The organism is Arthrobacter sp. B055-34, assembly GCF_059090425.1.
This window is the reverse complement of the sequence record NZ_JBNHFQ010000013.1, coordinates 60740-87498: the sequence shown is the minus strand read 5'-3', so window position 1 is coordinate 87498 and position 26759 is coordinate 60740. Positions and strand designations below refer to the sequence as shown.

Genomic DNA, 26759 nt, shown 5'->3' with positions numbered 1-26759 from the left:
ACCGCCGCGGTAGGGAGGACCACCAGACCGGACGGGGTTCCGTCCGGCTGCCCGCAGTTGATGACTTTGGACTGGAGCCTGTCGCGTGCTTGATCAGACGACCATTGAGAAGATTGCCGATGAGCTGGTGGAGGCCGGGCGCACCCGTACCCCGGTGCCTCGGCTGACGGCCCGCTATCCGGAGATGACGGTGGAGGACTCCTACGCCGTGCAGAACCTCTGGCGGGAGCGCAGCGAAGCTAACGGCCGCAAGCTCGCCGGGCGCAAGATCGGTCTGACCTCCAAGGCGATGCAGGCCGCCACCGGCATTACCGAACCGGACTACGGCATCATCTTCGACGACATGATCCTCGAAAACGGCTGCACGGTGAAGTGGGACCAGTACACCCACCCGCGCGTCGAGGTGGAGCTGGCCTTCGTGCTTAACCGTGATGTCAAGGGCCCCAACGCCTCCATCTTCGACGTGCTGAACGCCACCGAATACGTGGTCCCCGCCTTGGAGATCCTGGACTCGCGGATCGAGATGGAAGGCCGCACTATCGTGGACACCATCTCCGACAACGCCGCCATGGGCGCGATGGTGATCGGCGGCAACCCGGTCCGCCCGCAGGACGTTGACCTGCGCTGGATCGCCGCGATCCTGTACAAGAACCAGACTGTGGAGGAGACCGGCGTCGCCGCCGGCGTGCTGAACCACCCGGCCGCCGGCGTGTACTGGCTGGCCAACAAGATCGCCCCGCACGGCGACCACCTTAAGGCCGGCGAAACCATCCTCGCCGGGTCCTTCACCCGCCCGATGTGGGTCTACGAGGGCGACACTGTGCACGCCGACTACGGACAGCTGGGATCCATCACATGCCGATTCGAGTAGAAGCAGCGCCGTCCTTCAAGGACCTCGTCAACAACGCCGACCGCACCATCGCGGGCATGTTCGTGTGCTCCGGCGACGCGGGCATCGCCGAAATCTGCGCCGGCTCAGGCATTGACTACCTGCTGATCGACGCCGAACACGGACCCAACGGGCTGGAGACGGTCCTGGCCCAGCTGCGCGCCATCGCCGGCTACCAGGCCATCCCCGTGGTCCGTGTCCCCTTCAACGATCCGGTGCAGATCAAGCAGTTCCTGGACATCGGCGCGCAGTCGCTGATCGTGCCGATGGTCAACAACGCGGAGCAGGCCCGGGCCGCGGTGGCGGCCATGCACTACCCGCCGCGCGGCATCCGCGGGGTGGGCTCGGCGCTGGCCCGTTCGGCACGTTGGAACCGCATCCCCGACTACCTGAACCGTGCCGAGGACCTGGTCACCCTGGTGGTGCAGGTCGAGGCGGCCGAGGCAGTCCGGAACGCAGCGGAAATCGCCGCAGTGGACGGGATCGACGGCATCTTCATCGGCCCGTCTGACCTGGCCGCCTCCATGGGCGTGCTTGGCCAGCAGGAACACCCGGACGTAGTGGCCGCGGTGGTCAAGACGATCGAGGACGTGAAGGCCGCCGGCAAGTTCGTCGGGGTCAACGCGTTCGTCGAAGCCTCGGCCCGCCGCTACATCGACGCCGGGGCGGACTTCGTCAACGTCGGCGCCGACGTGGCCCTGCTGGCCCGCGGTACCGAGGCGCTCGCCGCCAAGTACATTCCGGAAGAAGCAGGAGTCGGAGCAGAGGCACAGGCGCCCCGCGCCAGCTACTAGAACATCGACTGCGCAGCAGATGCCCTTTCCAACCTTGGAAAGGGCATCTGCTGTCTCCTGGTTTCGGGAGTCTGGCTTACCGAAGGTACTCGCGGGCCTGGACGTTCAGCGCGCGCCGCTTCACCGAGATCGCCTTGGCGTAATAGCCCACTAACTGCTCGCACAGCACCGGCCAAGTCCGGCCCTGGACGGACTCGAACGCCGCCTGCCCGAAGGCCCGGCGCTTGATGTCGTCGCCGATCAGGTCCTGCACCCGGGACCGCAGTTCATCCAGCCGTCCGGGCGTATAGATCCAGCCGGTCCGCGACTGGTCCACCAGATCCAGCGGACCGCCCCGTCCCACCGCCACCACCGGCACGCCGGAGGCCTGCGCTTCCTGGATGGTCTGGCAGAACGTCTCGGATTCACCGGGGTGGACAAACAGGTCGAAGCTGGCCACCATCCGCGCCAGGTCTTCGCCGCCCTGGAAGCCGGCGAAGTAAGCGCCGGGCAGCTTGGCTCGTAGCGAGTCCTTCAGCGGCCCGGACCCCACGATGACCAGCCGCGTGCCGGGCAGGTCGGCCAGCACGGCAAGATCCTCCACCTGCTTCTCCGCGGCCAGCCGGCCCACAAAGCCGATAATCCGCTCGCCGTTGGGCGCCACGGAAGCCCGCCACCCGGCGTCGTACTTCTGCGGGTGGAAACGCGAGGTGTCCACACCGCGCCGCCACAGGTGCACCCGGCGCACGCCGTGGCTGTGCAGCTGGTCGACCGCGAAACTGGACGGCGCCAAGGTGAGCGTGGAGAGTTCGTGAATGTTCTCCACGTGCTGCCACAACAGCTGCTCCAGCCACGGGGCACCGTAGCGCGCGGCGTAGGCGGGAACCTCGGTCTGGTAGATGGAGACGGCGGGGATGCCCAGCTGGTGCGCGGCCTGCACGGCCCGCCAGCCGAGGATAAACGGCGAGGCCACATGCACCACCTCGGGCATGAAGTCCGCGAAGATCCGCCGCAGCCGCGCCGGCGTTCCGGCGGCGACCCGCACATTGGCGTAGCCGCGCAGCGGGACGGACGGCAGCCGGTGCACCGGGTAGCCCTCCACCTCGGCCGGCGCCTCGTCATCGAGCCACGACGACGTCGGCGCGATGACCAGCACGTCGTCGCCCCGCCGGCGCAGGTGCGCAATGACCTGCAGCAGCGAGTGGGTGACGCCGTTCATATGCGGCAGGAACGATTCAGCAACAATGGCGATCCTCACGCTTCTACCGTGGCGGCTGGGCGCAGACTCCCGGCGAGGACAGGGTTTCGCCCCGGTGAACACTTGCAAAAGACTCACGACGGCGCCGGTCCGGGCCGGTGGCGGGAGAAGCGGTCCGGGCACGCGGCGGGAGGCGGCTAGTGTAGTCGGGTGACTCTTGGACTCCTGACCGTAATCCTGGTGGCGATTTTCCTCGGCTCGGTGGCCCAGCGGATCGCCGGAGTGGGCTTCGCGCTGCTGCTCTCGCCCATCCTGGTGATGCTGCTCGGCGCGCACACGGGGATCATGATGATCAATATCTGCTCGGTGGTCTCCTGTGGCCTGATCGTGCCGCGGGTCTGGGCGGACATCAACTGGAACATGTTCTGGTGGCTGACCATCCCGGCCACCCTGGGGACCATCGGCGGCTCCTTCGTTGCCGTCAACGTCCCGTCCGCGCCGCTGGTGGTCACAGTGGGTGCCATCGTCATCTTCGCCCTCGGCCTGTCCGTGGTGCTGCACCGCGCTTCCGTGACGGTGAGCGGGAATCCGCCCAAGGCGCTGGCCGGGCTGGGGTCAGGACTGACAAACTCGCTGGCCGGCGTGGGCGGCCCCACCGTCAGCGCCTACGCGGTGCTGGCCCGCTGGCCGCAGCGCGAGTTCGCCAGCACGCTGCAGCCCTACTTCCTGGTGATCTGCCTGATCACCGTCGGCGTCAGGACCTGGCTTAACCCGTCCCATCTGCCGCAACTGGACTGGTGGATGTGGGCCGCGCTGGGGGTCATGATCGTGGTCGGGATCTTCACGGGGGAGAAGCTGCTGCGGCACATCAAGGACGACCACGCGCGCGTGGCCGTCATCATCATGGCGTTCGTGGGCGCCCTCGCTGCGTTGATCAAGGGACTGCTGGACCTGATCGGTTAAAGCTGGACTTCAACGGTTAAATCCGCGCCGTTGTTCCCGTAGCGCTCCTTTTCCAACTGTTTCATGCCCGCACTGGCTTTTTATTTTAAAGCAGGTATGGTCTCTCATACCGTTGTATTTCGCCTTGAAAAAGGAGCTGGAATGGCAGGAAAGTCCCCGCAGGGGTCTAACACCAAGAAACAGGGTAAATCTATCAAGGAAAAGCGTGCTGAGAAGCGCTCGAAGTCCTCAGCTGAGGAGGAGCTCATTCCCAAGCGCCGCAAGGGCGCCTGAGCTGGGGCTGGATGAAGAAACCTAGGCTGGCGGAAATCCGGAGGCAGTCCGCGGCATTCTTGCCGTGTTGATTTCCCGGAATATTCCGCCTTTCCGGGCGGCTGGTTCTTTTTGAACCAGCCGCCCGCTTCCATTTAAAGTCCCGTCATTCAGAAACCCCGCCAAAAATGATTGCCTAAAACACCCTTTCCCGAAAAACGGATTTCCCTTTCCGCGCCGGTGAAAGTGCTGGACTGTCCCGCGCCCACCCGCTCAATTTTGGTGCTGGCTGCCCGTCGCTGCCCGGCGTAACATCTGTCTCGGGTGGCCCATGGTGCGAAGGAGCAGACCATGGAATGGATCCGGCCGGAAGACGCCGGCTACGACGAAGCGCGCACACTTTTCAACGCGATGATCGACCGGCGGCCGGCCGTCATCGCCCAATGTTCGAGCGCTGCCGACATCCGCGAAGCGCTGTCATACGGGCGGCAGCACGGCCTCGAGATCGCCGTCAGATCCGGCGGCCACTCCGTTGCGGGCATGTCCATGAACGAGGGCGGACTGGTCATCGACGTGCGCGGGCTGAAGGACATCGCCGTTGACCCTCAGGCCCGCACGGCAACGGTTGGCGGCGGTGTGACCTGGGGAGAATTCGACCGGGCGGGGCAGCCTTACGGCCTGGCGGTCACCGGCGGCCGGGTCTCCACGACCGGCGTTTCCGGTTTCACGCTGGGTGGCGGCTCCGGCTGGATGGACCGCGCCTGGGGACTGGCCTGCGACAACCTGATCTCCGTGGACCTGGTCACCGCGGCTGGGGAGGAAGTGACGGCCAGCGCCGATGAGAACCCGGAGCTGTTCTGGGCGCTGCACGGCGGCGGCGGGAATTTCGGTGTCGCTACCTCCTTCACGTTCAAAATGTACGACGTCGGTGAGCAGGTTCTATGTGGCCTGCTGCTGTGGCCGCTCGGACAGGCCCGGGACGTGGCGCGTGCCTACCGGGACTTCGTACCGGCCTCGCCCGAAGCCCTGGGCTCCTGCCTGCTCTCGGTGATCGCGCCGCCCGAGGAGTTCGTGCCGGCCGAGCTGCAGGGGAAGCCGGCGCTGGGCCTTGTGGTGATCTATGCCGGCGACCCGGACGAGGGCAGGGAGGCGGTCCGGCCGCTCGTATCACTGCAGCCCGCGGCCGATATTGTCGAGCCCAGACCGTACGCGGATTTCCAGTCCATGCTCGACGACGCCCCGGGGCAGTTGAACTACTGGACGGCCGACTACCATGACGAATTTCCGGACGCGGCGCTGGATGTCTTCCTCCGGTTCGGGGAAGCGCTGCCGCATGAATCCTCACAGATGCTGCTGGCGCCTTGGGGCGGCCGGGCCAGCAGGGTGGACCCCGACTCCACTCCGATGGCCCGGCGCACTGCCCAATGGATGACCCACCCCTTTGCCGTGTGGCAGGACCCGGCGCAGACCGCTGAAGCCATTGGCTGGGCCAAGGGCTTCCGGCGCGATATCGCCCCCTATGCCAGCGGCGGCGTGTATCTGAACTTCATCGGCCACGAGGGGCAGGAACGGATCATGGCCGCCTTTGGGCCCGAGAACTACGCCAGGCTTGCCCGGATCAAACGGGACCTCGATCCGGACAATATCTTCCGCGGGAACCAGAACATCCTGCCCGCCGCAGGAGAGCCGGCGGAAAGGGAAGGTGCCGTTGCCCCCTGAGGTGCGTGCCGCCGTCGTACGTTGACGCGTTTTCCCGTCGGGGCCTGTCAACCTCTAGCCCGAACCAGAACCGGCGCGTAGCGTTGAAAAGGTTCCCGCCGACGAGAAATCCCGCGGCCCGGCACGCGAATCATTGACAGGAGTTCCAGACATGAAAGCTCTGACCTGGCAAGGCAAACGTCAAGTGTCCGTCGAGGAGGTCCCGGATCCGGCCATCCAGGACCCCACGGATGCCATCATCCGCATCACCTCCACCGCCATCTGCGGCTCGGACCTGCACCTGTACGAGGTGCTGGGCCCGTTCATGAACAAGGGCGACATCCTCGGCCACGAGCCCATGGGCATTGTGGAGGAAGTCGGCAGCGCCGTTACCAACATCAAGCCAGGCGACAAGGTGGTCATTCCGTTCAACATCGCCTGCGGGAACTGTTTCATGTGCGGCCTCGGCCTGCAGTCGCAGTGCGAGACCACCCAGGTCAGGGAGAAGGGGACCGGCGCGGCGATGTTCGGCTACACCGAGCTCTACGGCTCGGTGCCGGGCGGGCAGGCGGAGTATCTGCGGGTGCCGCACGCGGACTACGGCCCGATCAAGGTGGCCAACACCAGCATTCCGGACGAGCGCTACCTGTTCCTTTCCGACATCCTGCCCACCGCCTGGCAGGCCGTGGATTACGCCAACGTCCCCGGCGGCGGCACCTTGGCCGTGTTCGGGCTTGGCCCCATCGGGCAGCTGGCCAGCCGGATCGGCAAACATCTGGGATACCGGGTCATCGCCGTCGAACGCATCCCCGAGCGGCGGCAGATGGCCGAGCGGCACGGCATCGCCACCTTGGACTGGACCAGGAACTGCGCCGATGACCTGCGCGACATGACCGGCGGACGCGGGCCGGACTCCGTGGTGGACGCGGTCGGGATGGAATCGCACGGTTCGCCGGTGGCGGCCGCTGCCCAGGCCGCGGTCGGGGTTCTGCCGCACCCCGTGGCGAAGCTTGCCATGACGACGGCGGGGGTGGACCGGCTGGCCGCCCTGCACGCGGCCATCGACTCGGTCCGGCGCGGCGGTACCGTCTCGCTCTCGGGGGTCTACGGCGGGGAAGCGGATCCGATGCCGATGCTGAAGATGTTCGACAAACAGCTCCAGCTGCGGATGGGCCAGTGCAACGTCAAGCACTGGATCACCGACCTGCTGCCCCTCGTGGACGACGATACCGACCCGCTGGCTTTGTCCGATCTGGTCACGCACCGAGTCTCCCTGGACGAGGCGCCGGCCATGTACGAGATGTTCCAGAAGAAGGAGGACGGCTGCATTAAGGTTGTGCTTCGGCCTTAGTGTTGCGCTGGCCGCCGGGCGGCGGGACTGTTAGGACCGCCGCTTTTGGCTGCTCCGCCGCGTCGCTGGCCGGACGATGGCCCGTCAACTGGCACCATGGAGACAATGAAACTCAAATGGCGCCCGGGCGGGCAGAGCGGACTGCCCATGCCCCTCTGGCTGCAAGGGGGTTTCGAACTTTTCCAGAGCGCGCTGCTCTCGGCGATCGTCGTGTTGCTGCCGCTGGTCGGCGTGTGGTTCGCGGACGGGTTCGAAGACCGCAGCTTCGATTCGCTGGCCAGGCTTGGCGGACAGGCCTGGCTGCTGATCCACGGCGTGCCGCTGCAGCTGGAGATCCTGATGGGCACCACGTCCGCGGACACCGAGCGAGGAACGCTGTCCCTTGTCCCGCTTGGCCTGACGCTGCTGCCCTTCTTCCTGTCCTGGCGGGCGGGACGACGTCTGGCGCGTGCCGCGTATACCGACCAGCTCTGGCAGGCGCTGCTCGGTGCCCTCGGCGTGTATGCCTTTGTCGGCGGCGCCACCGCTTATCTGGTGCAGACCGAGGAAGTGGAAATTTCCATGATGGCCGGCGCCCTGATACCGCTGATCCCGGCCGGGTCCGGCCTGATCATCGGGGCGTACCGCGCGGCCGGATCATGGGGCCGGCTAATCGGCGTCGACGCGGCCGCCTGGGTTGCCAAGACCAGCCAGCACTCTCGCTGGGCCGGCTCCTATGTCTGGTCCGTCATACGGGCAGGCCTGCTGGCCGTCACCGCCGCAGTCTGCCTGGCGGCCCTGCTGCTGGCCGTGGACATTGCCCTGCACTGGGCGGACATCATCGAGATCTACCAGGAGCTCAACACCGGCGTAGTGGGTGGCATCGTGCTCACTGTCGCGCAGCTGGGCCTGATGCCGAACTTCGTTGGCTGGACGCTGGCCTGGTCCTCCGGCGCCGGGTTCGCCGTCGGCACAGGCAGCTCCATCAGCCCGCTCGCCACCACTGTGGGCCCGCTCCCGGCGTTCCCGTTGCTCGGAGCCCTGCCTACCGGCGAACTGACCTACGGAATGGCCGCCCTGCTGCTGCCTGTCGTTGCCGGCGTGCTGGCCGGCTGGTGGTTCCTGCGCGAGGGTGAAAACCACTTTGACGAATGGCTGTCGATCAAGGTCCAGACCCGCTGGTTCACTGCCGCGGCTTCCACCGTGGTGCTTGGCCTGCTGATCGGCGCCGCCGCCGGCGTCGGCACTGCGATCTTGGCCTGGCTGTCCCGCGGTTCTCTGGGCATCGGCCGCTTCGTGGACCTGGGGCCGGACCCGATGTGGACGGCACTCTGGGTCGCGCTGGAAGTGGCTGCCGGCGTCGTTATTGGTTACGCCGTAGGCCCCTGGCTGGAGCGCGAACCGCGCCGCGCCGCAACGATGCCGGCGGAGAGCCGCGGCAAGAAAGACTAGCTGCCGCAGCAGCGGCGACGGTTAGCCGCCGCCATAGCGACGGCGGATCCGTCAGCCCTGCGGGTTGAACAGGTTGTTGTAGTCGAGCAGCTTTTCCGAGTACTCGTTGGTGCACTGCTCCTGTGCGCTCTGCGTGACCGCCAGGCGTGTGCACTCCTCGTACTGGGCCGTGAGCGGCCAGAAGACCATTTGCGCCAGGGCGGTCAGCGCGAAGAAACCGCCGACGATGATGCCGAAAATGAACGTGATCCGGAGCGTCCCAGGCAGGCCGTGCCGGACTGACTTCACCAGACCCACGATCGAAACCACCACGGTGGCCACGGCCAGGACGAGCGCGGCAATTTTCCACGGCAGCGGCAACGCCGCCGCCAGGAACGTGGCCAGCACCAGCAACAGCAGAACCCGCAGATAGAGACTGGCGTTTTTTGTTTGTTCCTCGCTGGGCCGCGGCCGTGTGTCATGTTCCATGGGTTTAAGCCTAGGCGAGCCGGGAGCATAAAGTTGACGCATGCGCATCGTGGTACTTGTCTCCGGCTCCGGCACCAACCTTCAGGCAGTCATCGAAGCGGTGAAAACAGGGGAGCTCGACGCCGATATCGTCGCCGTGGGTTCCGACGTCCCGGGCTGCCTGGGGCTCGAGCGGGCTGAGGGTGCAGGGATCGAGACGTTCGTGGTGGCACCGGCCGACTACGGCAGCCGCCCGGAGTGGAACCGCGCGCTGCAGCTCGCCGTCGCATCCTATGCCCCGGACGTTGTGCTGCTTGCCGGTTTCATGCGCATCCTGGATGCCGAATTCGTCGAGGCCTTCGACGGCCGCATGGTCAATACCCATCCCGCGCTGCTGCCCTCCTTCCCGGGCGCCCACGGAGTGCGGGACGCACTGGCTCACGGCGTGAAAATCACTGGGGTCACCGTGCACATCGTCGATTCCGGCGTGGACACCGGCCCCATCCTCGCGCAGGCCGCAGTGCCCGTTCTGGAGAAAGACACCGAGGAAGTCCTGCACGAGCGAATCAAAGTGGAGGAGCGCAAGCTCCTGGTGCAGACGTTGGCGGACCTCAGTACACGCACCGGTTAGCTTTTCTGGCGGCGATAACCGCCGTGTAGCGGCTGCAGCCCTCGCGACTTATTGAGCTCCCGGAGCCCGGTTTCCTGTGGATAACCCTCCTGCCTTGTTAAACGTGTGATTACACTGGCTCGAATACGTCAGTAAGCAACCCGACCAGTGCATAGGGGTCTCGGTGAACCGCAGGACCAAATTCGATACTTTCACGCGTGCCCGATCCTCGGTGTTTGCCGTGCTGGCTGTGGCCGCCCTCGGCCTGACAGCTTGCGGAGGTGATGCAGAGGGCGAGCCTGGCAGTTCTGCCTCACCCGCAACTTCGGCCGTTGCTGCTGAAACCGCAACGCCGACGCCTACACCAAGTGCCACTCCGGAATACAAGCCAGCTTCGGCTGATGGGCCGGCCGAAAACGTTCCTGTCCCAAAGATGCCCAAAGGAACACGACAGGAAAGTAAAGAAGGCTTAGCAACTTTTGCCAGACACTGGTATGAACTGCTGAGCTACGCCTATGAATCCGGTGATACCGAACCGATCAGGAAGATCACGTCCGCCGATTGCCGTCGTTGCGAAGAAGCGTTTAAGGTCATCGACGATTGGCATGCAGATGGCCGATGGCTGGTTGGAGGACGTGCTGAAGTTGTGGGGACCGGTAAGGAAATGACGACCGATCCCAGCGGAGTACATCAGCTACCAGTCCAGGTTCAATTCAACCAATTGGACTACTACTCGAAAGGTGAGTTGCACACAGAAGAGCCTGCTTCATCAGGTCATATAGATCTAATGATGGCTACCTTCCATAACGGAGACTGGACGGTCCGCGACCTGGGCATGGTCGGTGGAACGGAACCATGACTCTTAAAGTCATGGCATGGTCAGGAGCAATACTGGCGGCTATCGATCTAAGTGCCGCTATGACCTTCTTGACAATGCAACCGACTGACGAATACTTGCCGGGAACCGGGCGCATCGACAACCAGGGGCTAGGCATAGAGCTTTTTGTAAAGATGCCAGGCACGGAACACTGGTCAACACTCCCAGAGGGAACACAGGTCGAAAGCACTCGGGAGTACAAATATGAATATGGCTGCAGTGTGGGTGACAGCTTATCCATTCTTTGCGCCAATAACTTGCCCGAATGCACTGACGGTGACGACGGAGTGCCCGTGCAATGGTTTTGGCGTAGCAGCCTCATCGACACGACCTCCTGGATCCGCCTCGGGGGCATCGTCTGCATGTATAACAGCGATCCGAATGAAGACGTGTTGGGCGAGATCGCCGAAAGAATACTCTCGGCATTCCGATCGTTACCTGTGGACGCTGGTAGTTTGACACTTCAACCGAGCCCTCACACTCTTATTGGCGCTAACACGAACGTCTATGCCGAGTCAGAGAATCAAATTCATGAGATTAAGATGCTTGGGCAGGATGTCGTTATTGAAGCGATCCCGCAGGACTACAGTTGGAATTACGGCGACGGTACAAGCTTGGGACCGACCTTCACTCCCGGAGGTCCCTTGCCTCAGGCGCGTTGGGGCGAGCAAACGGCGACGAGTCATGTTTACACCAGTACTGGAGACTTCAACGTTTCCCTCACAACCACTTTCAGCGGAACCTACAGCGTAAATGGGGGACCGGCGATACCCATCCCTGGAACAGGAACATTTTCAGCTGAGCCGGTGACGATCAGTGTGTGGCGGTCTGTTGTGAACAACTTCGCCGATAACTGTCTTGAGAATCCGAACGGGGCCGGCTGCTGATCGGCGGCACCGCGCCCGCTTACTCGTCAACTGGCAAGTAAGCGGGCCGGGGGCCAAAGGACTCAGTGCAGTTCTGCGCCTTTGGTCTCGGGGGAGAACCGGGCCATCCAGAGGACAGCGATCAGTACTAGGCCTCCGGCGATGGCGAAGGACCAGGCTAGGCCGAGGTAGGGCCACATGATCGAGACGAAGATCAGCGGTCCGAAGCCGGCGCCGATTCGGGAGAACGTTGAGGCCCAGCCGAAACCGGAGCCTCGCAGTTCGGTGGGATAAAGCTCGGAGACGTACGCGTAGAGCACCGGGATGGCGATCTGGACGACGAAGCCGTAGACCAGTAGCCAGATGATCACGGCTGCAGGGACCTCGATCACCAGCGCCACGATGACCAGGATGAGAGCTGAGAGCGGTCCGGTGACCGCGAGGATCCACTTCCGGCCCGTCTTTTCCACGAAGTACGCGGCGACGATGACGCCCAGCAGCCCAACGCCCGCCATGCCGGCGGTGGTGATGAATGCGCGGACTTCGGCGAAGCCGGACTCGATCAGAATGCGTGGCATCCACGTCAGAGCCAGGTAGTAGACCAGCAGAATGCTGAAGAATAAGGCCCACGCCGCCGTCGTTATTTTCCAGTTGTGTTTCCAGATGGCCGGGAACTGTTCAAAGATGTTGCCGACGGTAAGCTTCGGAATGGCCTCGGGTTCGGGCAGCCGCCATTCGGTCGGCGTGCCGCCGGTACGTCTGACCAGATCGTTGATGACGTGGGCGGCTTCTTCGCCGCGGCCCTTGCTGATGAGGAACAGGGGAGACTCAGGGACGGATCGGCGGACCCAGAAGACCAGAAGCGCCGGAAGCACCATGATCAGCATGGTGTAGCGCCAGTCCGCGAAGGTGGCCATGATGCCGGCGGAGACGAAGCCGCAGAGGGCTGCGCCGACCGGCCACCAGCCGTCCATCGCGGTGAGGACGCGGCCGCGTTGTTTGCGTGGCGTGAACTCGCCGACAAGGGCGTAGTCCACGGGCACGCAGCCGCCGAGGCCGAAGCCTGCGATGAAGCGGAAGACGCAGAACCAGACGATGTCGGGGGCGAAGGCGCCGAAGACCGTGAAGATGGAAAAGACCAGCAGCGTCGCCGTGAAGGCTTTCTTCCGTCCGATGAGGTCGGCGATGGTGCCCCAGACGAACGCTCCGACTGCCATGCCGATCAGGTTGGCGGTGCCGATCCACGCTGCCTGTGACGGTTCGAGGCTCCAATGGTCGGACAGCAAGGGGATCAGCACGCCGTTGAGGGTGACGTCCCACGCGTCGAACATGAACCCCAGGCCGCCGATGATGAAGATCTTCCCCTGCACCCTCCAGCGCCAGGGGAGTTCCTGCACTATGTGGTCGCCCGTGGGAATTCTCTGGGTTTCGGTCATGACGCCTTCCCTTTGCACCTACAAAAACTCTACTGCGCCCGGTCTCGAGGTGTGCCGTGCGGGCGAATCATCAAAAATGAGAACTCTCTCATCGGGTTCTCCTGTTTATCTCACGTTCCAGGCGCAATGTTGCTACCAGCAAGGCACTCGGCTCGCATCGAAGGATACTTCTCATGAACAAGCGGAACATCTGGATCGCAACGGGCTCCCTCGGAGTCATGGCACTTGGCATGGGGGCAGCAGTTGCCGATAGCGCGACGATTCCCCAGGACCTTGGCAGCAGCATCACGGCACAGGCAGAAGTTTCGGCAAGCACGCCTGTGCTGGAGCGGGCGGTTTCGCCAGCGGAAGCGAACGTCTGGGACCAACCGCTTACGACGGCGGATTCGCCCACTAGCGCGCAGACGGCAGCCTCGCCGGTGTCCCCTGTTTCCGCGCAGTCCGCGGGATCGCCTATGTCCGCGCAGTCCGCGCCCTCGCCGATGTCGGCCCAGTCTCCTGCAACCCCGGAGTCGGCGCCAAGCCCGGTCTCTTCGCCCAGCCCGGAGTCCGCCTCGAGCGCAGATACCGCCGCTGACTAAGCCCGCCAAAGCCGGTTCAACAGACCCGCCGAGCCCCGGATGTTCCCCCATCCGCCGGGGCTCGGCGTATTTAGCTCTGGTGGCCGGAAGGTTGGCCGCGGGGGAGCGGCCTGCCCGGCGCCACTTCATACTCTCCGCTCAAGACACCCGTGAACTAAACTGATGCCATCCCCCATACTTTTGCATCCTTGGAGATTTGCGTGAGCTTGAAGCAGCTTGACCGTGTTCCCATCCGCCGGGCCTTGATCTCGGTGTACGACAAGACCGGACTGGAGGAGCTGGCGCAGGGCCTCCACCAGGCAGGCGTACGCATCGTCTCCACCGGTTCCACGGCCAAGAAGATCTCCGCGGCGGGCATCCCCGTAACAGAGGTGTCCGAGGTCACCGGCTTCCAGGAGTGCCTGGACGGCCGCGTCAAGACCCTGCATCCGTTAGTCCACGCCGGCATTCTGGCCGACCGCCGCCGCGAAGACCACATCCAGCAGCTCAAGGAGCTCGGGGTGGAGGCGTTCGACCTCGTCGTCGTCAATCTTTACCCGTTTGTCGACACCGTGAAGTCCGGCGCCGGCCAGGACGAGGTAGTCGAGCAGATCGACATCGGCGGACCGTCCATGGTGCGCGCGGCCGCAAAGAACCACCCGAGCGTCGCCGTCGTCGTCGATCCCACCAAGTACGCCGACGTGGTGACTGCCGCAGCCGAAGGCGGCTTTGACCTGACCGCACGACGTCGGCTGGCGGCTGCCGCTTTTGCGCACACCGCTGCGTACGACAACGCCGTGGCGTCCTGGACCGCCGCGCAGTTCGGCGACGATACGGATGAGTCCAACCAGTGGCCGCCGTACGCCGGCCTGGCCCTGGAGCGCTCGGAAGTACTGCGCTACGGCGAGAACCCGCACCAAGGCGCTGCCCTGTACGTCGAGAAGGGCGCGACGCCGGGCATTGCGCAGGCCGACCAGCTGCACGGCAAGCCGATGAGCTACAACAACTTTGTCGACGCCGACGCTGCCCTGCGTGCCGCCTTCGACCATGCGGAACCTGCCGTGGCGATCATCAAGCACGCCAACCCGTGCGGCGTCGCCGTGGCCACACCCGGCGCCGCCGATCCTATAGCCGATGCTCATGCCAAGGCCCACGCCTGCGATCCCGTTTCCGCCTTCGGCGGCGTGATTGCTACCAACCGAACGGTGACCGCCGGCATGGCCAGCACCGTCAAGGACATCTTCACCGAGGTTGTCATCGCACCGGACTTCGAGCCCGAGGCCGTGGAGATCCTCTCCCGCAAGAAGAACATCCGCCTGCTCACCCTCCCGGACGGCTACCGCCGCGACCCGGCCGAAATCCGCCAGGTATCCGGCGGCGTGCTGGTCCAGGTGTCCGATACGTTGGAGGCCGACGGCGACAGCCCCGCGAACTGGACGCTTGCCGCCGGCGAGGCCGCCGATGAGAAGACGCTGGCCGATCTGGCCTTCGCCTGGAAGTCCATCCGCGCCGCCAAGTCCAACGCCATTCTGCTGGCCAACGACGGTGCCGCGGTGGGCATCGGCATGGGCCAGGTCAACCGGCTGGATTCCTGCAAGCTCGCCGTGGAGCGCGCCAATACTCTGGGCGTGGCTGTCGACGGCGGTGCTGACGCCGCCGGGGGAGCCGCCAACGTCGAAGGCGGCGCTGCGCCGGAGCGGGCCCGCGGTGCAGTGGCTGCATCGGATGCGTTCTTCCCGTTTGCGGACGGACTGCAGATCCTGATCGACGCCGGCGTCCGCGCCGTCGTCCAGCCCGGTGGCTCGGTGCGTGATGAGGAAGTCGTGGCGGCAGCCAACGCCGCCGAGATTACCATGTACTTCACCGGAGCGCGCCACTTCTTCCACTAAACAGTTCCGCCACTGGCAAGTCAGGCTGACACCCCTTGCCAGCGCCGTGCCGGGCACCTAGGTTCAAAGCAACCGTTGTGCCCGGCAACGGCGTTTAAGGGGTAGGAGCGCGGTCATGAAATGGCGCATATCGGGCCGCGATAGGGATCGAAGGGGCCTCCTCGGGTAAGTTAGATGGTGAATTCAACAGGATTTACAGAGTTCCGTAGACCTTAGGGAGACGCCTCACCAATGGCCAAGATTATCTATACCCACACCGACGAAGCGCCGATGCTGGCCACGTATTCGTTCTTGCCGATTGTCGAGGCCTTCGCTTCGACGGCAGGTGTGGAGGTGGAGACCCGCGACATCTCGCTGGCTGGCCGCATCATCGCCGTCTTCGGTGACTACCTCACTGAAGACCAGCGGACCGGCAACGCGCTGGCCGAGCTCGGAGAGCTGGCGAAGAAGCCCGAAGCCAACATCATCAAGCTGCCGAACATCAGCGCGTCCATCCCGCAGCTGAAGGCCGCCATCGCCGAGCTTCAGGGCAAGGGCTACGCCCTGCCTGACTACCCGGACAACCCCTCCTCGGACGAGGAGACGGACATCCGCTCCCGCTACGACAAGATCAAGGGTTCCGCCGTGAACCCGGTCCTGCGCGAAGGCAACTCGGACCGCCGCGCACCGCTCTCGGTGAAGAACTACGCCCGGCAGAACCCGCACTCCATGGGTGCCTGGTCGGCCGATTCGAAGACCAACGTCGCCACCATGGACGCCGATGACTTCCGCTCCAACGAGAAGTCCGTGGTCATTCCGGCCGACGACACGATCAAGATCCAGCTTGTTGCCGCCGACGGCACCGTCTCCGTCCTGAAGAAGGACTTCCCGGTTCTCGCCGGCGAGGTCATCGACGGCACCGTGATGCGCGCCGCCGCACTGGACGAGTTCCTCGCCGCACAGGTTGCCCGCGCCAAGGAAGAGGGCGTGCTCCTCTCCGCGCACCTGAAGGCCACCATGATGAAGGTCTCGGACCCCATCATCTTCGGCCACGTGGTCAAGGCGTACTTCACCGAACTCTTCGAGACCTACGGCGAGCAGCTCGCTGCCGCAGGCCTGAGCCCCAACAACGGCCTGGCCTCCATCCTCAACGGTCTTGAGGAACTGCCGGCCGACGTCCGCGAAGGCGTCCAGGCTGCGATCAAGAAGGGCCTGGAAGAGGGCCCGGCACTGGCCATGGTGGACTCCGACAAGGGCATCACCAACCTGCATGTTCCCAGCGACGTGATCGTGGACGCTTCCATGCCGGCCATGATCCGCACCTCCGGCCACATGTGGGGCCCGGACGGCCAGGAAGCCGACACGCTCGCCGTGCTCCCGGACAGCTCCTACGCCGGCATCTACCAGGTTGTCATCGACGACTGCCGTGCCAACGGCGCCTACGATCCGACCACCATGGGCACGGTCCCGAACGTTGGCCTGATGGCCCAGGCTGCCGAGGAATACGGCAGCCACGACAAGACGTTCGAGATCCAGACCGCCGGCACCGTCCAGCTCGTGGACGGCTCCGGCACCGTGCTGATCGAGCACCAGGTTGCCCCGGGCGACATCTGGCGCGCCTGCCAGACCAAGGACGTGCCGGTCCGCGACTGGGTCAAGCTGGCCGTCAACCGCGCCCGCGCATCCAACACTCCGGCCGTGTTCTGGCTCGATGAAACGCGCGCCCACGACGCCAACCTGATCGCCAAGGTCAAGGAATACCTGCAGGACCACGACACCGAGGGCCTGCAGATCGAGATCATGTCCCCGGTGGAGGCCACTGCCTTCACCCTGGAGCGCATCCGCAAGGGCGAGGACACCATCTCCGTCTCCGGCAACGTCCTCCGCGACTACCTGACCGACCTGTTCCCGATCCTCGAACTCGGCACCAGCGCGAAGATGCTGTCCATCGTTCCGCTGATCAACGGCGGCGGCCTGTTCGAAACCGGCGCCGGCGGATCGGCTCCGAAGCACGTGCAGCAGCTGCTGAAGGAAAACCACCTGCGCTGGGACAGCCTCGGCGAATTCCTGGCCTTGGCCGTGAGCTTCGAGCACCTGGCCAACTCCACCGGCAACAAGCGTGCGCAGATCCTGGCCGACACGCTGGACCGCGCCACCGGCACCTTCCTGCTGGAGGACAAGTCGCCCAAGCGCAAGGTCGGCGAGCTCGACAACCGTGGCAGCCACTACTACCTCGCCCGTTACTGGGCCGAGGAACTGGCCAAGCAGACCGAGGATGCCGAGCTGGCGAAGTCCTTCGCCGCCGTTGCCGACGCCCTGACCTCCAACGAGGATGCCATTGTCGGCGAGCTGCTCGCCGTGCAAGGTTCCCCCGTTGACATCGGCGGCTACTACGAGCCGGACGACGCCAAGGCCGCCCAGGTCATGCGCCCGTCGGCCAAGCTCAACGAAGTTCTGGCCACGCTGAGCTAAGGACCGGTCAGGCACAGCCAAAAGCCTGAAGCGTACGACGCCGGCCCGCACCTTTTGAACGGAAAGGTGCGGGCCGTCGTCGTACTTTGGCATGAACCGCCTCTGGCACGGGCCGCCCGCACCATTGGGATCGCCGGTTGAGGTTCACGGGGTAAGGCCCAGTTGCTGGAACCGGGCAAGGGAGTCTTCCAGTCCCCAGGCCCGCACGATCAGGCCGTCTTCGAAGGTGAAGAAATACACTTCATCAACCTTGTTGAAGCGGCGTCCGGTAGGAGCGTGGCCTCGCCAGATCCCGAGGTGGGTGCCGGAGCAGCGGAACCGGGCGGCCACCGAGGAGTCGTCCGAGATCAACTGCACCACGGACATCCGGACGTCCGGGAACGAAATCCGGAACGGCTCGATCCATCGGCGCGCGACCGGCACCATCCGGGGGACATAGAACCGCTCCAGGGCGGCCAGATTCCCGCCCACCAGCACTTCGTCAACTAGGTCGATGATGACCGCTTCGTGGGAAGTGTTCATGGGCCCGGTCAGGATTGCTGCCTTGATCCATTCATGCCTACACACTAAACCTGTCCGGTGGAACCATGTCAGGTCTTCGTTAGGTAGGTGCAGGATCCGTTGGCCGAGTGGGGCAGGATAGGAAGCATGCGATTTATTCCGAAGCGTCAGGCGTCTACCACCCGGTCGGTGTCGAGCACGCTCAAGGCCGATCCGGACGCGGTGGAGTCCGCCACCGGACCAGGGGTGAAGCCGCAGGAGCCGCGGGGGATATTCGCCGCCGGGGTTGACCGCACGGCTCTGTGGACTGGCCGCGCCGTTGTCATCGCCATCGGTCTGGTGCTGGCCTGGTGGCTGGTTCGTGCGCTGTGGTCGGTGGTTTTCCCGACGATCCTGGCCCTGCTGCTGGCCAGCATCTTGTGGCCGGTGAACCGGCTGGCCCGCCGCATCATGCCCAAGGCTCTGGCGGCCTTTGTCACTGTGCTCGCTGCGTTGGCGGCCGTCGTCGGAGTGCTGATGCTGGTGATTCCGTCGCTCGCCTCGGGAACCGCGGGGCTGGCCGGGAAGGCCCGTGAGAACCTCGGGCAGATCACGCAGTTCCTTGCGGGGCCGCCGTTCAATCTGGAAAACGCGGACCTGAATTCCCTGGTGGACAGCGCGGTATCCCAAATCCGCCAGCACGCCGGCGACATCGCGTCGGGAATCACCACCGGTCTGGGCGCTATCACATCGGGCACCGTGATCTTCGTGCTGGTCCTGGTTTTCACCTTCTTCTGCCTCAAAGACGGCGACCGTTTCCTCGCCTGGACCAGCCGCTGGACGGACGCCCGGGTCTACGTCCACGCCGCCGCGATGACCTCCCGGGCTTGGCAAACCCTGTCCGGCTACATCTCGGCCCAGGCCGCCGTCGCTTTGGTCGACGCGGTCTTCATCGGCGCAGCCCTGTTCATCCTGGGCATTCCGCTGGCCTTTCCTTTGACCGTCCTGATCTTTATCGCTGCCTTCATCCCGGTGGTCGGTGCGGTGGCAACGGGTTTGCTCGCCGCCCTGATCGCCTTGATCTCCCACGGTTGGGTCACGGCCCTGATCGTGCTCGGCGTGGTGATTGTGGTCCAGCAGCTGGAGAGCAACCTGCTGCAGCCGTTCCTGGTCGGAACCCGGCTGAAGATCCACCCGGCCGTGGTGCTGGCGTCGGTAACGGTCGGCGGCACCCTGTTCGGCATCGTCGGAGCTTTCCTGTCGGTACCGACAACAGCGGTAGGAATTGTGGTGCTGCGGTACCTGCGGGACGTGGTCTTCCCCGTCCAATCGGACGGGGACACAGAGGCAGACGGTTCAGACAGCAGGCCACCGGACGCCGAGGCAACCGTGGCGAGTGCACAGGGCGAGCGGGACTAGCTGCCCAATGTCAGGCTGATCCTGTCGAACCCAAAACGTCCAGATAATGCTGGTTGTACATCACGCCGAGAATGTTGCCGAACGGGTCGACCACTGAAGCGGTCACGAACCCCTCACCTCGCTCATTGATGGGTTCGTGCTCCGAGGCGCCCATGGCGAGTAGCTTCTCCATCGCGCCCGGCAGGTCGTCGACATGCCAGAAGACGACGGCACCGGCCGGTGATGCAGCGGCACCGCGAGGTGCGTAGCGGCTGTCGGTAATCCCCAATTCGTGTTGGTAATCGCCGATACGGAATTCTATGTAGGCGGGCGGGCCTTGTTCCGGCCGCACAAAGTACGCATCCACGCCCAGCAACTGGCTGTACCAGTCCATGGCTGCCGTGACATCTTCCGCATAGAAGCTGACAGTAGTGAGTCCTCGCAGCATCGGCTCTCCCTCGTAAGTGACGGCACACGGCCGCCATTGGTTTCCGCCGCCAAACCAGGCGTCTTGACCGGAGCAGTTACCCCGCCGCACCCTCCACCGGCCAGGTGTGTACCGGCTCGTTGGTATGCATGTTGTGCGAATACTGCCGCGTCATCTCGGCCAGCGCTGCCGTACGGTCCAGCCCGCCTGCTTCAAGTAGCCGCAGGGTCTTGATCTGCCAGTTGGCGCCGTTCTGTTCCGTCTGGGCGCGGGAGCGAAGGATCTCCATGTATCGGTCGATCAGATCCGGGGCTACACGAAGATCGGCCAGGCCCTCGGCGGCCAGCGGCAGCAGATGGCGGATAATCAGCTCCACCACCGGAATGTCTCCGATGCCCGGCCAATAGACCGTGGCTTCCAGTCCCTGCTTGGCACAGTTGATGAAGTTATCGGCCGCGCTCTTGAACGCGAGCCGGGACCACAGCGGCCGGTCCGCCGTCCTAATCATCCGGACCAACCCGAAGAAGAAGGCAGCATTGGCCACGGTATCCACCACGGTGGGCCCGGCAGGTAGCAGCCGGTTTTCGAGCCGCAGGTTGGGCATGGTGTCGCCGGGGTCATAGATGGGACGGTTCCAGCGGTAGACGGTGCCGTTGTGCAGGCGGAGTTCCGGTAGCAGCGGTGCGCCGGCCTTGGTCTGTTTACCGGTGGTCCGCGAGAGCTCCGGCAGCAGGGCGGGGAAGTAGCGCACGTTCTCTTCGAACAGGTCGAAAATCGAGGTGATCCACCGTTCGCCGAACCACACCCGGGGCCGGACACCCTGATTGCGCATTTCCGGCGGCCTTGTGTCGATGGACTGCTTGAACACTTCGATCCGTGTCTCGTGCCAGAGCAGCTTCTCCATGAATACCGGCGAATTCGCCGCCAGCGCCACCTGCGGTCCAGCGACGATCTGGGCCGCGTTCCAGACCGGCGCGAATTCGGCGGGCTGGACCTGCAAGTGCAGTTGCACGCTGGTGCAGGCGGCTTCGGGTGCAATGTTCTTGGCATAAAAGGACAGCGATTCGATTCCGCGCAAGTCCATCAGCACGTCTTCACCGCGGGCCTGCAGCACCGAAGTATTAAGGGCGGCATAACGCTTCCCGGCGCTGAGCCAGGACATGTCTTCCACCAGGGCGCGTTTGAGCGTCGGCAGGATGCCGATCATGAGGATGCGGGCCTTTGCCGATGCGGCGCGTTCGTCCGCATGGTTCAACTGGTCGCGCAGGCTGTTCTCGAGCTTCTCAAGCCCCCGGCCGGCCACGGCGAGGGCAGGATGGTTGAGCTCAATGTTGAAGGCGCCGATCTCGGTCTGAAAAGCCGGATCGGCGATGGCCTCGAGCACCACGGAGTTGCGTAGCGCGGGGGAGCAGTCCGAGTTGGTCAGGTTCAGCTCCATCTCCATACCAATGGAACCGGTTCCGGCGAACTCGGCGGTAGCGAGGTAATGCCCGAAGCTTTCCAGGTTTTCCAGCAGACGTTCACGGTAACGGGTGCGCTGCTCACGGCTGAACGTCTTGGTTTTGACTTCTGAGCCCATGTTTGAAGGTAACCACCACGCGGGCACCTTGTATAGAGTGCGGGCCACCAACGGCAGGCGCCGGGCAAAGGGTGCGGCCCCTCACCCGGCAGGGCAAGGGGCCGCATGGACGCTGGTCAGGGATTACGACTCAACCGACTTCTGCTCGTCGCCACTTTCGGCGCCTTCCACCGCCACGGTTTCAGCTGCTCCGGTGACGACCTCGATCTTGCGCGGCTTGGCCTTCTCACTGACCGGAATGGACACCGAGAGCACGCCGTTTTCGTACCGGGCGGAGATGGCATCGATGTCGATACCCTGGCCCAGGTTGAGCTGGCGAAGGAAGGAGCCGCCTTCGCGCTCGCGGGTGAGCCACTTGACGCCTTCGGCGCCGCGCACCGTTCGCTCGGCCCGGATGGTCAGCAGCTGCCCGTCGACGTCGATGTCAACGGATCCCGGATCGATCCCAGGCAGGTCCGCGTTCAGAATGTAGTGGTCCCCGTCGCGGTACAGATCCATCGGCATCAGCCGCAGGCCCGGGCGGTTTTCCATCGAGGCACCGGCGACGCGGTCCAGTTCACGGAATGGGTCAAACTTCATGGCCATTGTCATCAACTCCTTCGCACGCCCCGTACGGAGCGGTTTTTCCTGTCACTATAGTTGAGTCACCATCGCTCAACTACGTTCATAGATTAGCACTCAGGTAGGTGGAGTGCTAACCCTTTTCATAGCTCAGAGCGAACAGATGTCTAACCGATTCACCTAATCCTCTGGACTCGTGCTCGCGACGGACGTAGCCTGAAATTCGGAAGCAAAACTGGTCGTCACGGGGGTGGTCACGGTGCGCGTTGAGCCGCTGTCCCGTGTGCCAGTCCTGGTGCGCAAGGTCGTGCTCACAGCTGCAGCCACCGCCGGATTCGGCCTTTTCGGGATCGCCGGCGCGAGTGCCGCGGATGCTGACGATGGACTTCTGACCGAAGTGCTCAGTTCAGAAACTCAAAGTACGACGGCGGTGCTCACCGAGGCGACCACGCCCACTACTAATGTTGTGGGAGCAGCGACCGCCGAGCCGGCGCCCGTTACCAACGAACTTGCGGCTGTGACCGAACAGGTCACTCCAGTTGTCGAAAAAGCTGCGGCTCCTGTCGGCGCTGCTTGGAAGTCAGTCGCCCAGTCCGTGCAACCGGTTACAGCGGCAACGCACGAGGTAGCTGGCGCTGTTGCCTCAGTATCCGATCCTGTCCTTGAATCAGCCGCGCCTCTGACCGAGCCGGTGCTCGAAACGGCAGCAGATGTAGTGGAGCCCGTCGTTGAGACGGGTTCTGCCGCTGCACAGCCGGTAATCACTCCGGTTGTCGAAGCCGCGGCACCTGTTGTGGCACCTGTCGTCGAAGCAGCAGCACCTGCTACCGCCCCGGTGATCGAAGCTGCTGCTCCCGTTGTCGATCCCGTCGAAGACGGCCCGACCGCGGATGCATCATCTGTCTCCGTTGCGGTAGCTGAGGTTCCCAGCAACCAGCTGGCGGATGGCCTCGCCGAAGTCGTTCCCGCCGATACCGCCGCTGGTACATCGGACAACCGCCAGAAAGACGAGTACGAAGCAGCGCCCGCTCGGGCGGAACCTCAACCAACTCCGGCCCAGTTCTTGGCCCAAATTTCCCACACACCTTCGGCGGTCGCGGACCAGGATGCCCATAGTGCTGCCGTGGAGTCGTATCCCGGCCAGCCCGTCGCGGCTACGCCGACCGCCGTCCCAGCAGGCGTTGGCGGAAGCGGCGCTGCTGCCGCTGGCGGAAGTGCATCCGCCGGCCAAGGCGCTGCTGACGTGCCTTTTTCTAATCTGCTCGCGCCGTTAGCCAATTCGGGTACTGCCGATGGCTCGGCCTGGAGTCTGCCCGCTTCACGTTCTTCGGATCCCGGTTCCTCTCCTGATTGATTCTGGTCCACGCTGCCCTTTTACCGGCAGCACAAGGACCATGGCCACCCGCAACAGGGCGGCGACAGATTCAATCAGGAGAACAACCATGCGTAGAACAATGCGGACGGCGCTGTGCAGCGTCGTCTTTAGCGGAGGACTTCTCGTCCTCGGTACCGCGGCTGCTTCAGCCGCGGAATCTGAACCACCGGAGCCTGCGGTTGCTCCGGACAGCACAGTGGCAGTTGACGCGAACCTGGATGTCATCGCCGACGACGTCGGGCTCGATGCCGTAGCGGATGTGGACGCCGAGGTCCGCGGTCTCAAGGTAGACGCGGATCTCGACGCCGAACTGCTTGGAGCCGAATCAGTGGCCGATGTAATGGCCGACGTGGAACTTGACGGCGACGCTGTTGACTATGCCGCTCCCGTGGAAGCAGAGCCCGCGCCGGAGGCCATGGAAGCTGAGGCAGCCGTGGTTGCGGATGCTGACGTTGCCGTCGGGACAGCAGAACAGGACTATGCGATTGCCGAAGAACCTCGGGTGACGGAAGCGGAGGTGGAAGCAGTTGCGGATGTAGAAGCCGAAGCCGATGTCGTACTCGCCGATTCTGACGCGATGGTCGATGACAATACCGTGGAAGCTAATGCGGACGTAATGGCAGAAGCTACGGTAGGCACCGAGGAAGGCGCTCTGGCCGAAGCAGCTGATGATGCTGCTGAAACGGTCGCAGAAAAGGATGAAGCCCCAGCAGTAGCGACCAACGCGGACGCCGCTGCCGATGTGGTGGTCGAGGATGTTGCTGCTGCCGACGTTGACGCTGCCGCGGATGTAATCGTGGCGCTTGATGAAGACAGCCTGGTCGACGTTGCCGCTGACGTTTGCCTTGATGCTGATGTGGCTCTGTTGGGTGATGGGCTGTCGGCGGACGGGTTGCCGTGCCGCACTGCGGAGAGCGGCACCGGTAGCGATGACGGTGTCATTGTCGAGGAGGATGCGGCTGCCGATGTGGTGGTCGAGGATGTTGCTGCTGCCGACGTTGATGCCGCCGCCGATGTAAATGTGGCGCTTGATGAAGACAGCCTGGTCGACGTTGCCGCTGACGTTTGCCTTGATGCTGACGTGTCGTTGCTGGGCGCCGGACTTTCGGCGGACGGACTGCCGTGCCGCACTGCGGAGAGCAGCACCGGTACCAATGACGGTCTGCTTGCCACCGATGCGGACGTACTTGCGGATGCAACGCTGGTGATCGGCGAAGTGATCGGTACCGATGATTTCAGCAACGTCGACACTGATGTTGCCGGAGACATTGTTGCCGAGGTGGAGACGGTCGTAAACGCTGGCTACGGCGACGGATTTGGCGTAATTGCCGACATTTGTCTGGATGCCGGGCTGGTCCTTGGAGGCTTTGCGACAGGTGGCAATGGCTGCCTGGCTGGAACAGTGGGTAATGGAACCGGCGGTGCTGAGGATACCGATGGAACACCAGGATCGGACCCCGCTGATGAGGATGGAACGGATCCTGACTCGGACGGTGACGGTACTCCAGGGTCAGACGTCACCGGCGGCGATGCAACTGACGAAGATGCAACCGGAGGAGACAGCAACGACGGAGACGGCGTAGCTGGAACGCAGGGTTCCGGCAATACCGGGATTCCGGGTGGCGACACCTCCGGCGGAACTGATGCCGGAACCGATGCAACCGAGGCGAACACGGATTCACCTGCAGGGATCGCCGGAGACCGAGGGGTCCTCGTCGGCGCTGAAGGAACTCCCGGAATGGAAGGAACCCTGGATTCTGCCTTCGTCGCTGCTGCTAATGGTAGCGGGGCAATCATAGGGACGCAGGGTGATTCAGCGTCAAACGGCGTTGAAGCGTCGGTAGCCGCTAACCGCATCGCAGGCAGCGACGCGACCGGGACCAACAGCGGAACGCCGGCGGCCGGCGTCGTTGTTGGTAGTTCGGATGCCAGCGTGCCTGGTGGTTCGGATGGCACCGTGTCAGGTGACGGTGCCGGAACCCTCGCCGAGACGGGAGCTACTACGACGGACCTGCTGTTCGGCGGGATGGCGATGATTCTTCTCGGCGGCCTGCTGGCCATCAGTCGGAAGGAAGTTGCTCCGATGCGGAGCTAACTGAACGGCAGGCAGGGGCGCGGCCTCTTCACTGGGAACTTGGCGGGAGCCAAACACCGGAAGAGGCCGCATCCACCGATGTCCGCATATTGATATAACCCTCCACATAGTGGACGCTCGGAGCGGAGCATTTATAAGCTTGCGCAATGACTTCGCCAGTTGAACCACCTCGGACAGCAACCGCCAGCATCGATACCACCCGGGAGGATCGCGCCGCGACAATCGCGGTCACGCTGTTCCCGATCCTTATTCTGGCCGGCGGTGTCGTAGCTTTCCTGTTCCCCTCGGCTTTTACCGGCTGGGGAACACTGGTGACGCCGGCGCTGGGCATCATCATGTTCGGCATGGGGCTCACCCTGACGCCGCCGGACTTCGCGCTGATCGCCAAGCGGCCGATTCCTGTGGTGCTCGGGGTGATCGCGCAGTTCGTCATCATGCCGGTGCTGGGCCTGCTGATCAGCATGGCGCTTGGACTGCCGCCGGCGCTGGCGGCGGGCGTGATCCTGGTGGGCTGTTGCCCCGGCGGGACCGCCTCCAACGTGGTGTCTTACTTGGCCAAGGGCGATGTCGCCTTATCTGTGGCGATGACTTCGGTGTCGACGTTGATGGCGCCGCTGCTGACGCCGGTCCTGACCTTGTGGCTGGCCAACCAGTACATGCCGGTTGACGCCGCGTCCATGGCCGGATCGATCGTGCAGATTGTGCTGATCCCCGTGGTACTGGGCCTGGTGGCACGCTTCTTCCTGCCCGGGCTCGTGGCCAAGGCGCTGCCGCTGTTGCCCTGGGTCTCGGTTCTGGCCATTACCTACGTGGTTATCGCAGTCGTCTCCGGCAGTGCGGCGGCCATCGCCGCAGCAGGGCTGCTGGTGTTCATCGCGGTGGTGCTGCACAACGGCCTCGGCTACGCGCTCGGTTACGGTGCCGCACGCCTGTTCAAGCTGCCGATCTCCTCGCGCCGTACCGCGGCCATCGAGGTGGGCATGCAGAACTCGGGCCTTGCTGCGGGCCTGGCCGCCCAGCACCTCACGCCCGAATCCGCGCTGCCCGCCGCCATCTTCTCCGTGTGGCACAACGTCTCCGGTGCGCTCATTGCAGCGTTCTGGCGCCGGCAGGATGCCGCCAAGTCCTAACCGCGGAAGCAGCCGGGCTGCGG

At 64.2% G+C, this 26759-nt stretch carries 24 protein-coding genes; 17 read left to right on the top strand and 7 right to left on the bottom strand.

Translation table 11 applies throughout. From position 1 onward, the window contains the following. The first annotated feature begins 85 nt into the window (after nucleotides 1–85). Nucleotides 86–871 carry a 2-oxo-hept-4-ene-1,7-dioate hydratase gene (hpaH, locus tag AC5RWO_RS19790; protein WP_074699314.1) on the top strand — a complete coding sequence of 262 codons (786 nt, stop codon included), beginning with the start codon at nucleotides 86–88 and terminating at the stop codon, nucleotides 869–871. Beyond that, on the top strand, nucleotides 856–1683 hold the full coding sequence (locus AC5RWO_RS19785; protein ID WP_498733405.1) for an aldolase/citrate lyase family protein: 828 nt from the start codon (nucleotides 856–858) through the stop codon (nucleotides 1681–1683). The genes hpaH and AC5RWO_RS19785 overlap by 16 nt, the downstream gene beginning before the upstream one ends. Nucleotides 1684–1759: 76 nt before the next feature. On the opposite strand, the gene AC5RWO_RS19780 is transcribed toward AC5RWO_RS19785, so the two are convergent. Then, the gene (locus AC5RWO_RS19780; protein WP_498733403.1) at nucleotides 1760–2920 is read right to left on the bottom strand and encodes a glycosyltransferase family 4 protein; all 1161 of its coding nucleotides are present in this window, start codon (nucleotides 2918–2920) and stop codon (nucleotides 1760–1762) included. A gap of 150 nt (nucleotides 2921–3070) precedes the next feature. Here AC5RWO_RS19780 and AC5RWO_RS19775 point away from each other — a divergent pair, with 150 nt between their 5' ends. The 5 genes from AC5RWO_RS19775 (at nucleotide 3071) to AC5RWO_RS19755 (ending at nucleotide 8555) form a co-directional block, all read left to right on the top strand. Then, nucleotides 3071–3823 carry a sulfite exporter TauE/SafE family protein gene (locus tag AC5RWO_RS19775; protein ID WP_498733401.1) on the top strand — a complete coding sequence of 251 codons (753 nt, stop codon included), beginning with the start codon at nucleotides 3071–3073 and terminating at the stop codon, nucleotides 3821–3823. A 63-nt stretch (nucleotides 3824–3886) separates the two neighbouring features. After that, a complete protein-coding gene (locus tag AC5RWO_RS19770; RefSeq protein WP_170837925.1) occupies nucleotides 3887–4096 on the top strand; it encodes a hypothetical protein in 210 nt (69 codons plus the stop codon). A 330-nt stretch (nucleotides 4097–4426) separates the two neighbouring features. Further along, the gene (locus AC5RWO_RS19765) at nucleotides 4427–5794 is read left to right on the top strand and encodes an FAD-binding oxidoreductase (protein WP_498733399.1); all 1368 of its coding nucleotides are present in this window, start codon (nucleotides 4427–4429) and stop codon (nucleotides 5792–5794) included. A gap of 151 nt (nucleotides 5795–5945) precedes the next feature. After that, complete coding sequence (locus AC5RWO_RS19760) at nucleotides 5946–7124, top strand: zinc-dependent alcohol dehydrogenase (protein ID WP_498733397.1); 1179 nt, start codon at nucleotides 5946–5948, stop codon at nucleotides 7122–7124. Nucleotides 7125–7229: 105 nt separating this feature from the next. Next, entirely contained in the window at nucleotides 7230–8555 is a 1326-nt protein-coding gene (locus AC5RWO_RS19755; protein ID WP_498733395.1) for a cell division protein PerM, read from the top strand. Between the two features lie 51 nt (nucleotides 8556–8606). On the opposite strand, the gene AC5RWO_RS19750 is transcribed toward AC5RWO_RS19755, so the two are convergent. Continuing rightward, nucleotides 8607–9023 (bottom strand): hypothetical protein, encoded by a 417-nt coding sequence (locus AC5RWO_RS19750; RefSeq protein WP_498733393.1) that lies wholly within the window; start codon nucleotides 9021–9023, stop codon nucleotides 8607–8609. A 40-nt stretch (nucleotides 9024–9063) separates the two neighbouring features. Between AC5RWO_RS19750 and purN the strand changes: the two genes are divergently transcribed. The 3 genes from purN (at nucleotide 9064) to AC5RWO_RS19735 (ending at nucleotide 11376) form a co-directional block, all read left to right on the top strand. Next, a complete protein-coding gene (purN, locus tag AC5RWO_RS19745; protein WP_498733392.1) occupies nucleotides 9064–9633 on the top strand; it encodes a phosphoribosylglycinamide formyltransferase in 570 nt (189 codons plus the stop codon). 163 nt (nucleotides 9634–9796) lie between these two features. Next, a complete protein-coding gene (locus tag AC5RWO_RS19740) occupies nucleotides 9797–10471 on the top strand; it encodes a DUF6318 family protein (RefSeq protein WP_498733390.1) in 675 nt (224 codons plus the stop codon). Then, nucleotides 10468–11376: a PKD domain-containing protein gene (locus AC5RWO_RS19735; RefSeq protein ID WP_498733388.1), complete on the top strand. Its 909-nt coding sequence runs from the start codon at nucleotides 10468–10470 to the stop codon at nucleotides 11374–11376. The genes AC5RWO_RS19740 and AC5RWO_RS19735 overlap by 4 nt, the downstream gene beginning before the upstream one ends. Nucleotides 11377–11438: 62 nt before the next feature. On the opposite strand, the gene AC5RWO_RS19730 is transcribed toward AC5RWO_RS19735, so the two are convergent. Continuing rightward, entirely contained in the window at nucleotides 11439–12791 is a 1353-nt protein-coding gene (locus AC5RWO_RS19730; protein ID WP_498733386.1) for an MFS transporter, read from the bottom strand. A gap of 173 nt (nucleotides 12792–12964) precedes the next feature. Here AC5RWO_RS19730 and AC5RWO_RS19725 point away from each other — a divergent pair, with 173 nt between their 5' ends. From AC5RWO_RS19725 to AC5RWO_RS19715, 3 genes are all read left to right on the top strand, one after another. Further along, complete coding sequence (locus tag AC5RWO_RS19725) at nucleotides 12965–13372, top strand: hypothetical protein (protein WP_498733384.1); 408 nt, start codon at nucleotides 12965–12967, stop codon at nucleotides 13370–13372. Between the two features lie 200 nt (nucleotides 13373–13572). After that, nucleotides 13573–15240: a bifunctional phosphoribosylaminoimidazolecarboxamide formyltransferase/IMP cyclohydrolase gene (gene purH / locus AC5RWO_RS19720; protein WP_498733382.1), complete on the top strand. Its 1668-nt coding sequence runs from the start codon at nucleotides 13573–13575 to the stop codon at nucleotides 15238–15240. Between the two features lie 231 nt (nucleotides 15241–15471). After that, entirely contained in the window at nucleotides 15472–17691 is a 2220-nt protein-coding gene (locus AC5RWO_RS19715) for an NADP-dependent isocitrate dehydrogenase (protein WP_498733380.1), read from the top strand. A gap of 144 nt (nucleotides 17692–17835) precedes the next feature. On the opposite strand, the gene AC5RWO_RS19710 is transcribed toward AC5RWO_RS19715, so the two are convergent. After that, complete coding sequence (locus AC5RWO_RS19710; protein ID WP_498733378.1) at nucleotides 17836–18213, bottom strand: ester cyclase; 378 nt, start codon at nucleotides 18211–18213, stop codon at nucleotides 17836–17838. 126 nt (nucleotides 18214–18339) lie between these two features. Between AC5RWO_RS19710 and AC5RWO_RS19705 the strand changes: the two genes are divergently transcribed. Next, the gene (locus tag AC5RWO_RS19705) at nucleotides 18340–19590 is read left to right on the top strand and encodes an AI-2E family transporter (protein WP_498733376.1); all 1251 of its coding nucleotides are present in this window, start codon (nucleotides 18340–18342) and stop codon (nucleotides 19588–19590) included. Nucleotides 19591–19600: 10 nt separating this feature from the next. Here AC5RWO_RS19705 and AC5RWO_RS19700 read toward each other — a convergent pair whose 3' ends face one another. The 3 genes from AC5RWO_RS19700 to AC5RWO_RS19690 form a co-directional block, all read right to left on the bottom strand. Next, nucleotides 19601–20017: a VOC family protein gene (locus AC5RWO_RS19700; RefSeq protein WP_498733374.1), complete on the bottom strand. Its 417-nt coding sequence runs from the start codon at nucleotides 20015–20017 to the stop codon at nucleotides 19601–19603. A 76-nt stretch (nucleotides 20018–20093) separates the two neighbouring features. Further along, nucleotides 20094–21575, bottom strand: a complete 1482-nt coding sequence (locus tag AC5RWO_RS19695) for a glutamate-cysteine ligase family protein (protein ID WP_498733372.1) — start codon at nucleotides 21573–21575, stop codon at nucleotides 20094–20096. A gap of 123 nt (nucleotides 21576–21698) precedes the next feature. Further along, complete coding sequence (locus tag AC5RWO_RS19690; RefSeq protein ID WP_498733370.1) at nucleotides 21699–22160, bottom strand: Hsp20/alpha crystallin family protein; 462 nt, start codon at nucleotides 22158–22160, stop codon at nucleotides 21699–21701. A 235-nt stretch (nucleotides 22161–22395) separates the two neighbouring features. Between AC5RWO_RS19690 and AC5RWO_RS19685 the strand changes: the two genes are divergently transcribed. The 3 genes from AC5RWO_RS19685 to AC5RWO_RS19675 all read left to right on the top strand — a co-directional run bounded on the left by AC5RWO_RS19685 (nucleotide 22396) and on the right by AC5RWO_RS19675 (nucleotide 26736). After that, nucleotides 22396–23490, top strand: a complete 1095-nt coding sequence (locus AC5RWO_RS19685; protein WP_498733368.1) for a hypothetical protein — start codon at nucleotides 22396–22398, stop codon at nucleotides 23488–23490. An 88-nt stretch (nucleotides 23491–23578) separates the two neighbouring features. Then, nucleotides 23579–25606 carry an LPXTG cell wall anchor domain-containing protein gene (locus AC5RWO_RS19680; protein ID WP_498733366.1) on the top strand — a complete coding sequence of 676 codons (2028 nt, stop codon included), beginning with the start codon at nucleotides 23579–23581 and terminating at the stop codon, nucleotides 25604–25606. 146 nt (nucleotides 25607–25752) lie between these two features. Next, nucleotides 25753–26736 carry a bile acid:sodium symporter family protein gene (locus AC5RWO_RS19675; protein ID WP_498733364.1) on the top strand — a complete coding sequence of 328 codons (984 nt, stop codon included), beginning with the start codon at nucleotides 25753–25755 and terminating at the stop codon, nucleotides 26734–26736. Nucleotides 26737–26759 lie beyond the last annotated feature (23 nt).

What these genes read in the sequence shown, in the direction of transcription:
- AC5RWO_RS19765 (WP_498733399.1), top strand. Translation starts at nt 4,427, where the DNA reads ATGGAATGGATCCGGCCGGAAGACGCCGGCTACGACGAAGCGCGCACA.
- AC5RWO_RS19690 (WP_498733370.1), bottom strand. Translation starts at nt 22,160, where the DNA reads ATGGCCATGAAGTTTGACCCATTCCGTGAACTGGACCGCGTCGCCGGT.
- AC5RWO_RS19730 (WP_498733386.1), bottom strand. Translation starts at nt 12,791, where the DNA reads ATGACCGAAACCCAGAGAATTCCCACGGGCGACCACATAGTGCAGGAA.
- AC5RWO_RS19755 (WP_498733395.1), top strand. Translation starts at nt 7,230, where the DNA reads ATGAAACTCAAATGGCGCCCGGGCGGGCAGAGCGGACTGCCCATGCCC.
- purN (WP_498733392.1), top strand. Translation starts at nt 9,064, where the DNA reads ATGCGCATCGTGGTACTTGTCTCCGGCTCCGGCACCAACCTTCAGGCA.
- AC5RWO_RS19705 (WP_498733376.1), top strand. Translation starts at nt 18,340, where the DNA reads ATGCGATTTATTCCGAAGCGTCAGGCGTCTACCACCCGGTCGGTGTCG.
- AC5RWO_RS19680 (WP_498733366.1), top strand. Translation starts at nt 23,579, where the DNA reads ATGCGTAGAACAATGCGGACGGCGCTGTGCAGCGTCGTCTTTAGCGGA.
- AC5RWO_RS19700 (WP_498733374.1), bottom strand. Translation starts at nt 20,017, where the DNA reads ATGCTGCGAGGACTCACTACTGTCAGCTTCTATGCGGAAGATGTCACG.
- AC5RWO_RS19675 (WP_498733364.1), top strand. Translation starts at nt 25,753, where the DNA reads ATGACTTCGCCAGTTGAACCACCTCGGACAGCAACCGCCAGCATCGAT.
- AC5RWO_RS19750 (WP_498733393.1), bottom strand. Translation starts at nt 9,023, where the DNA reads ATGGAACATGACACACGGCCGCGGCCCAGCGAGGAACAAACAAAAAAC.
- AC5RWO_RS19770 (WP_170837925.1), top strand. Translation starts at nt 3,887, where the DNA reads ATGCCCGCACTGGCTTTTTATTTTAAAGCAGGTATGGTCTCTCATACC.
- AC5RWO_RS19725 (WP_498733384.1), top strand. Translation starts at nt 12,965, where the DNA reads ATGAACAAGCGGAACATCTGGATCGCAACGGGCTCCCTCGGAGTCATG.
- AC5RWO_RS19785 (WP_498733405.1), top strand. Translation starts at nt 856, where the DNA reads ATGCCGATTCGAGTAGAAGCAGCGCCGTCCTTCAAGGACCTCGTCAAC.
- AC5RWO_RS19760 (WP_498733397.1), top strand. Translation starts at nt 5,946, where the DNA reads ATGAAAGCTCTGACCTGGCAAGGCAAACGTCAAGTGTCCGTCGAGGAG.
- AC5RWO_RS19710 (WP_498733378.1), bottom strand. Translation starts at nt 18,213, where the DNA reads ATGAACACTTCCCACGAAGCGGTCATCATCGACCTAGTTGACGAAGTG.
- AC5RWO_RS19715 (WP_498733380.1), top strand. Translation starts at nt 15,472, where the DNA reads ATGGCCAAGATTATCTATACCCACACCGACGAAGCGCCGATGCTGGCC.
- AC5RWO_RS19735 (WP_498733388.1), top strand. Translation starts at nt 10,468, where the DNA reads ATGACTCTTAAAGTCATGGCATGGTCAGGAGCAATACTGGCGGCTATC.
- AC5RWO_RS19695 (WP_498733372.1), bottom strand. Translation starts at nt 21,575, where the DNA reads ATGGGCTCAGAAGTCAAAACCAAGACGTTCAGCCGTGAGCAGCGCACC.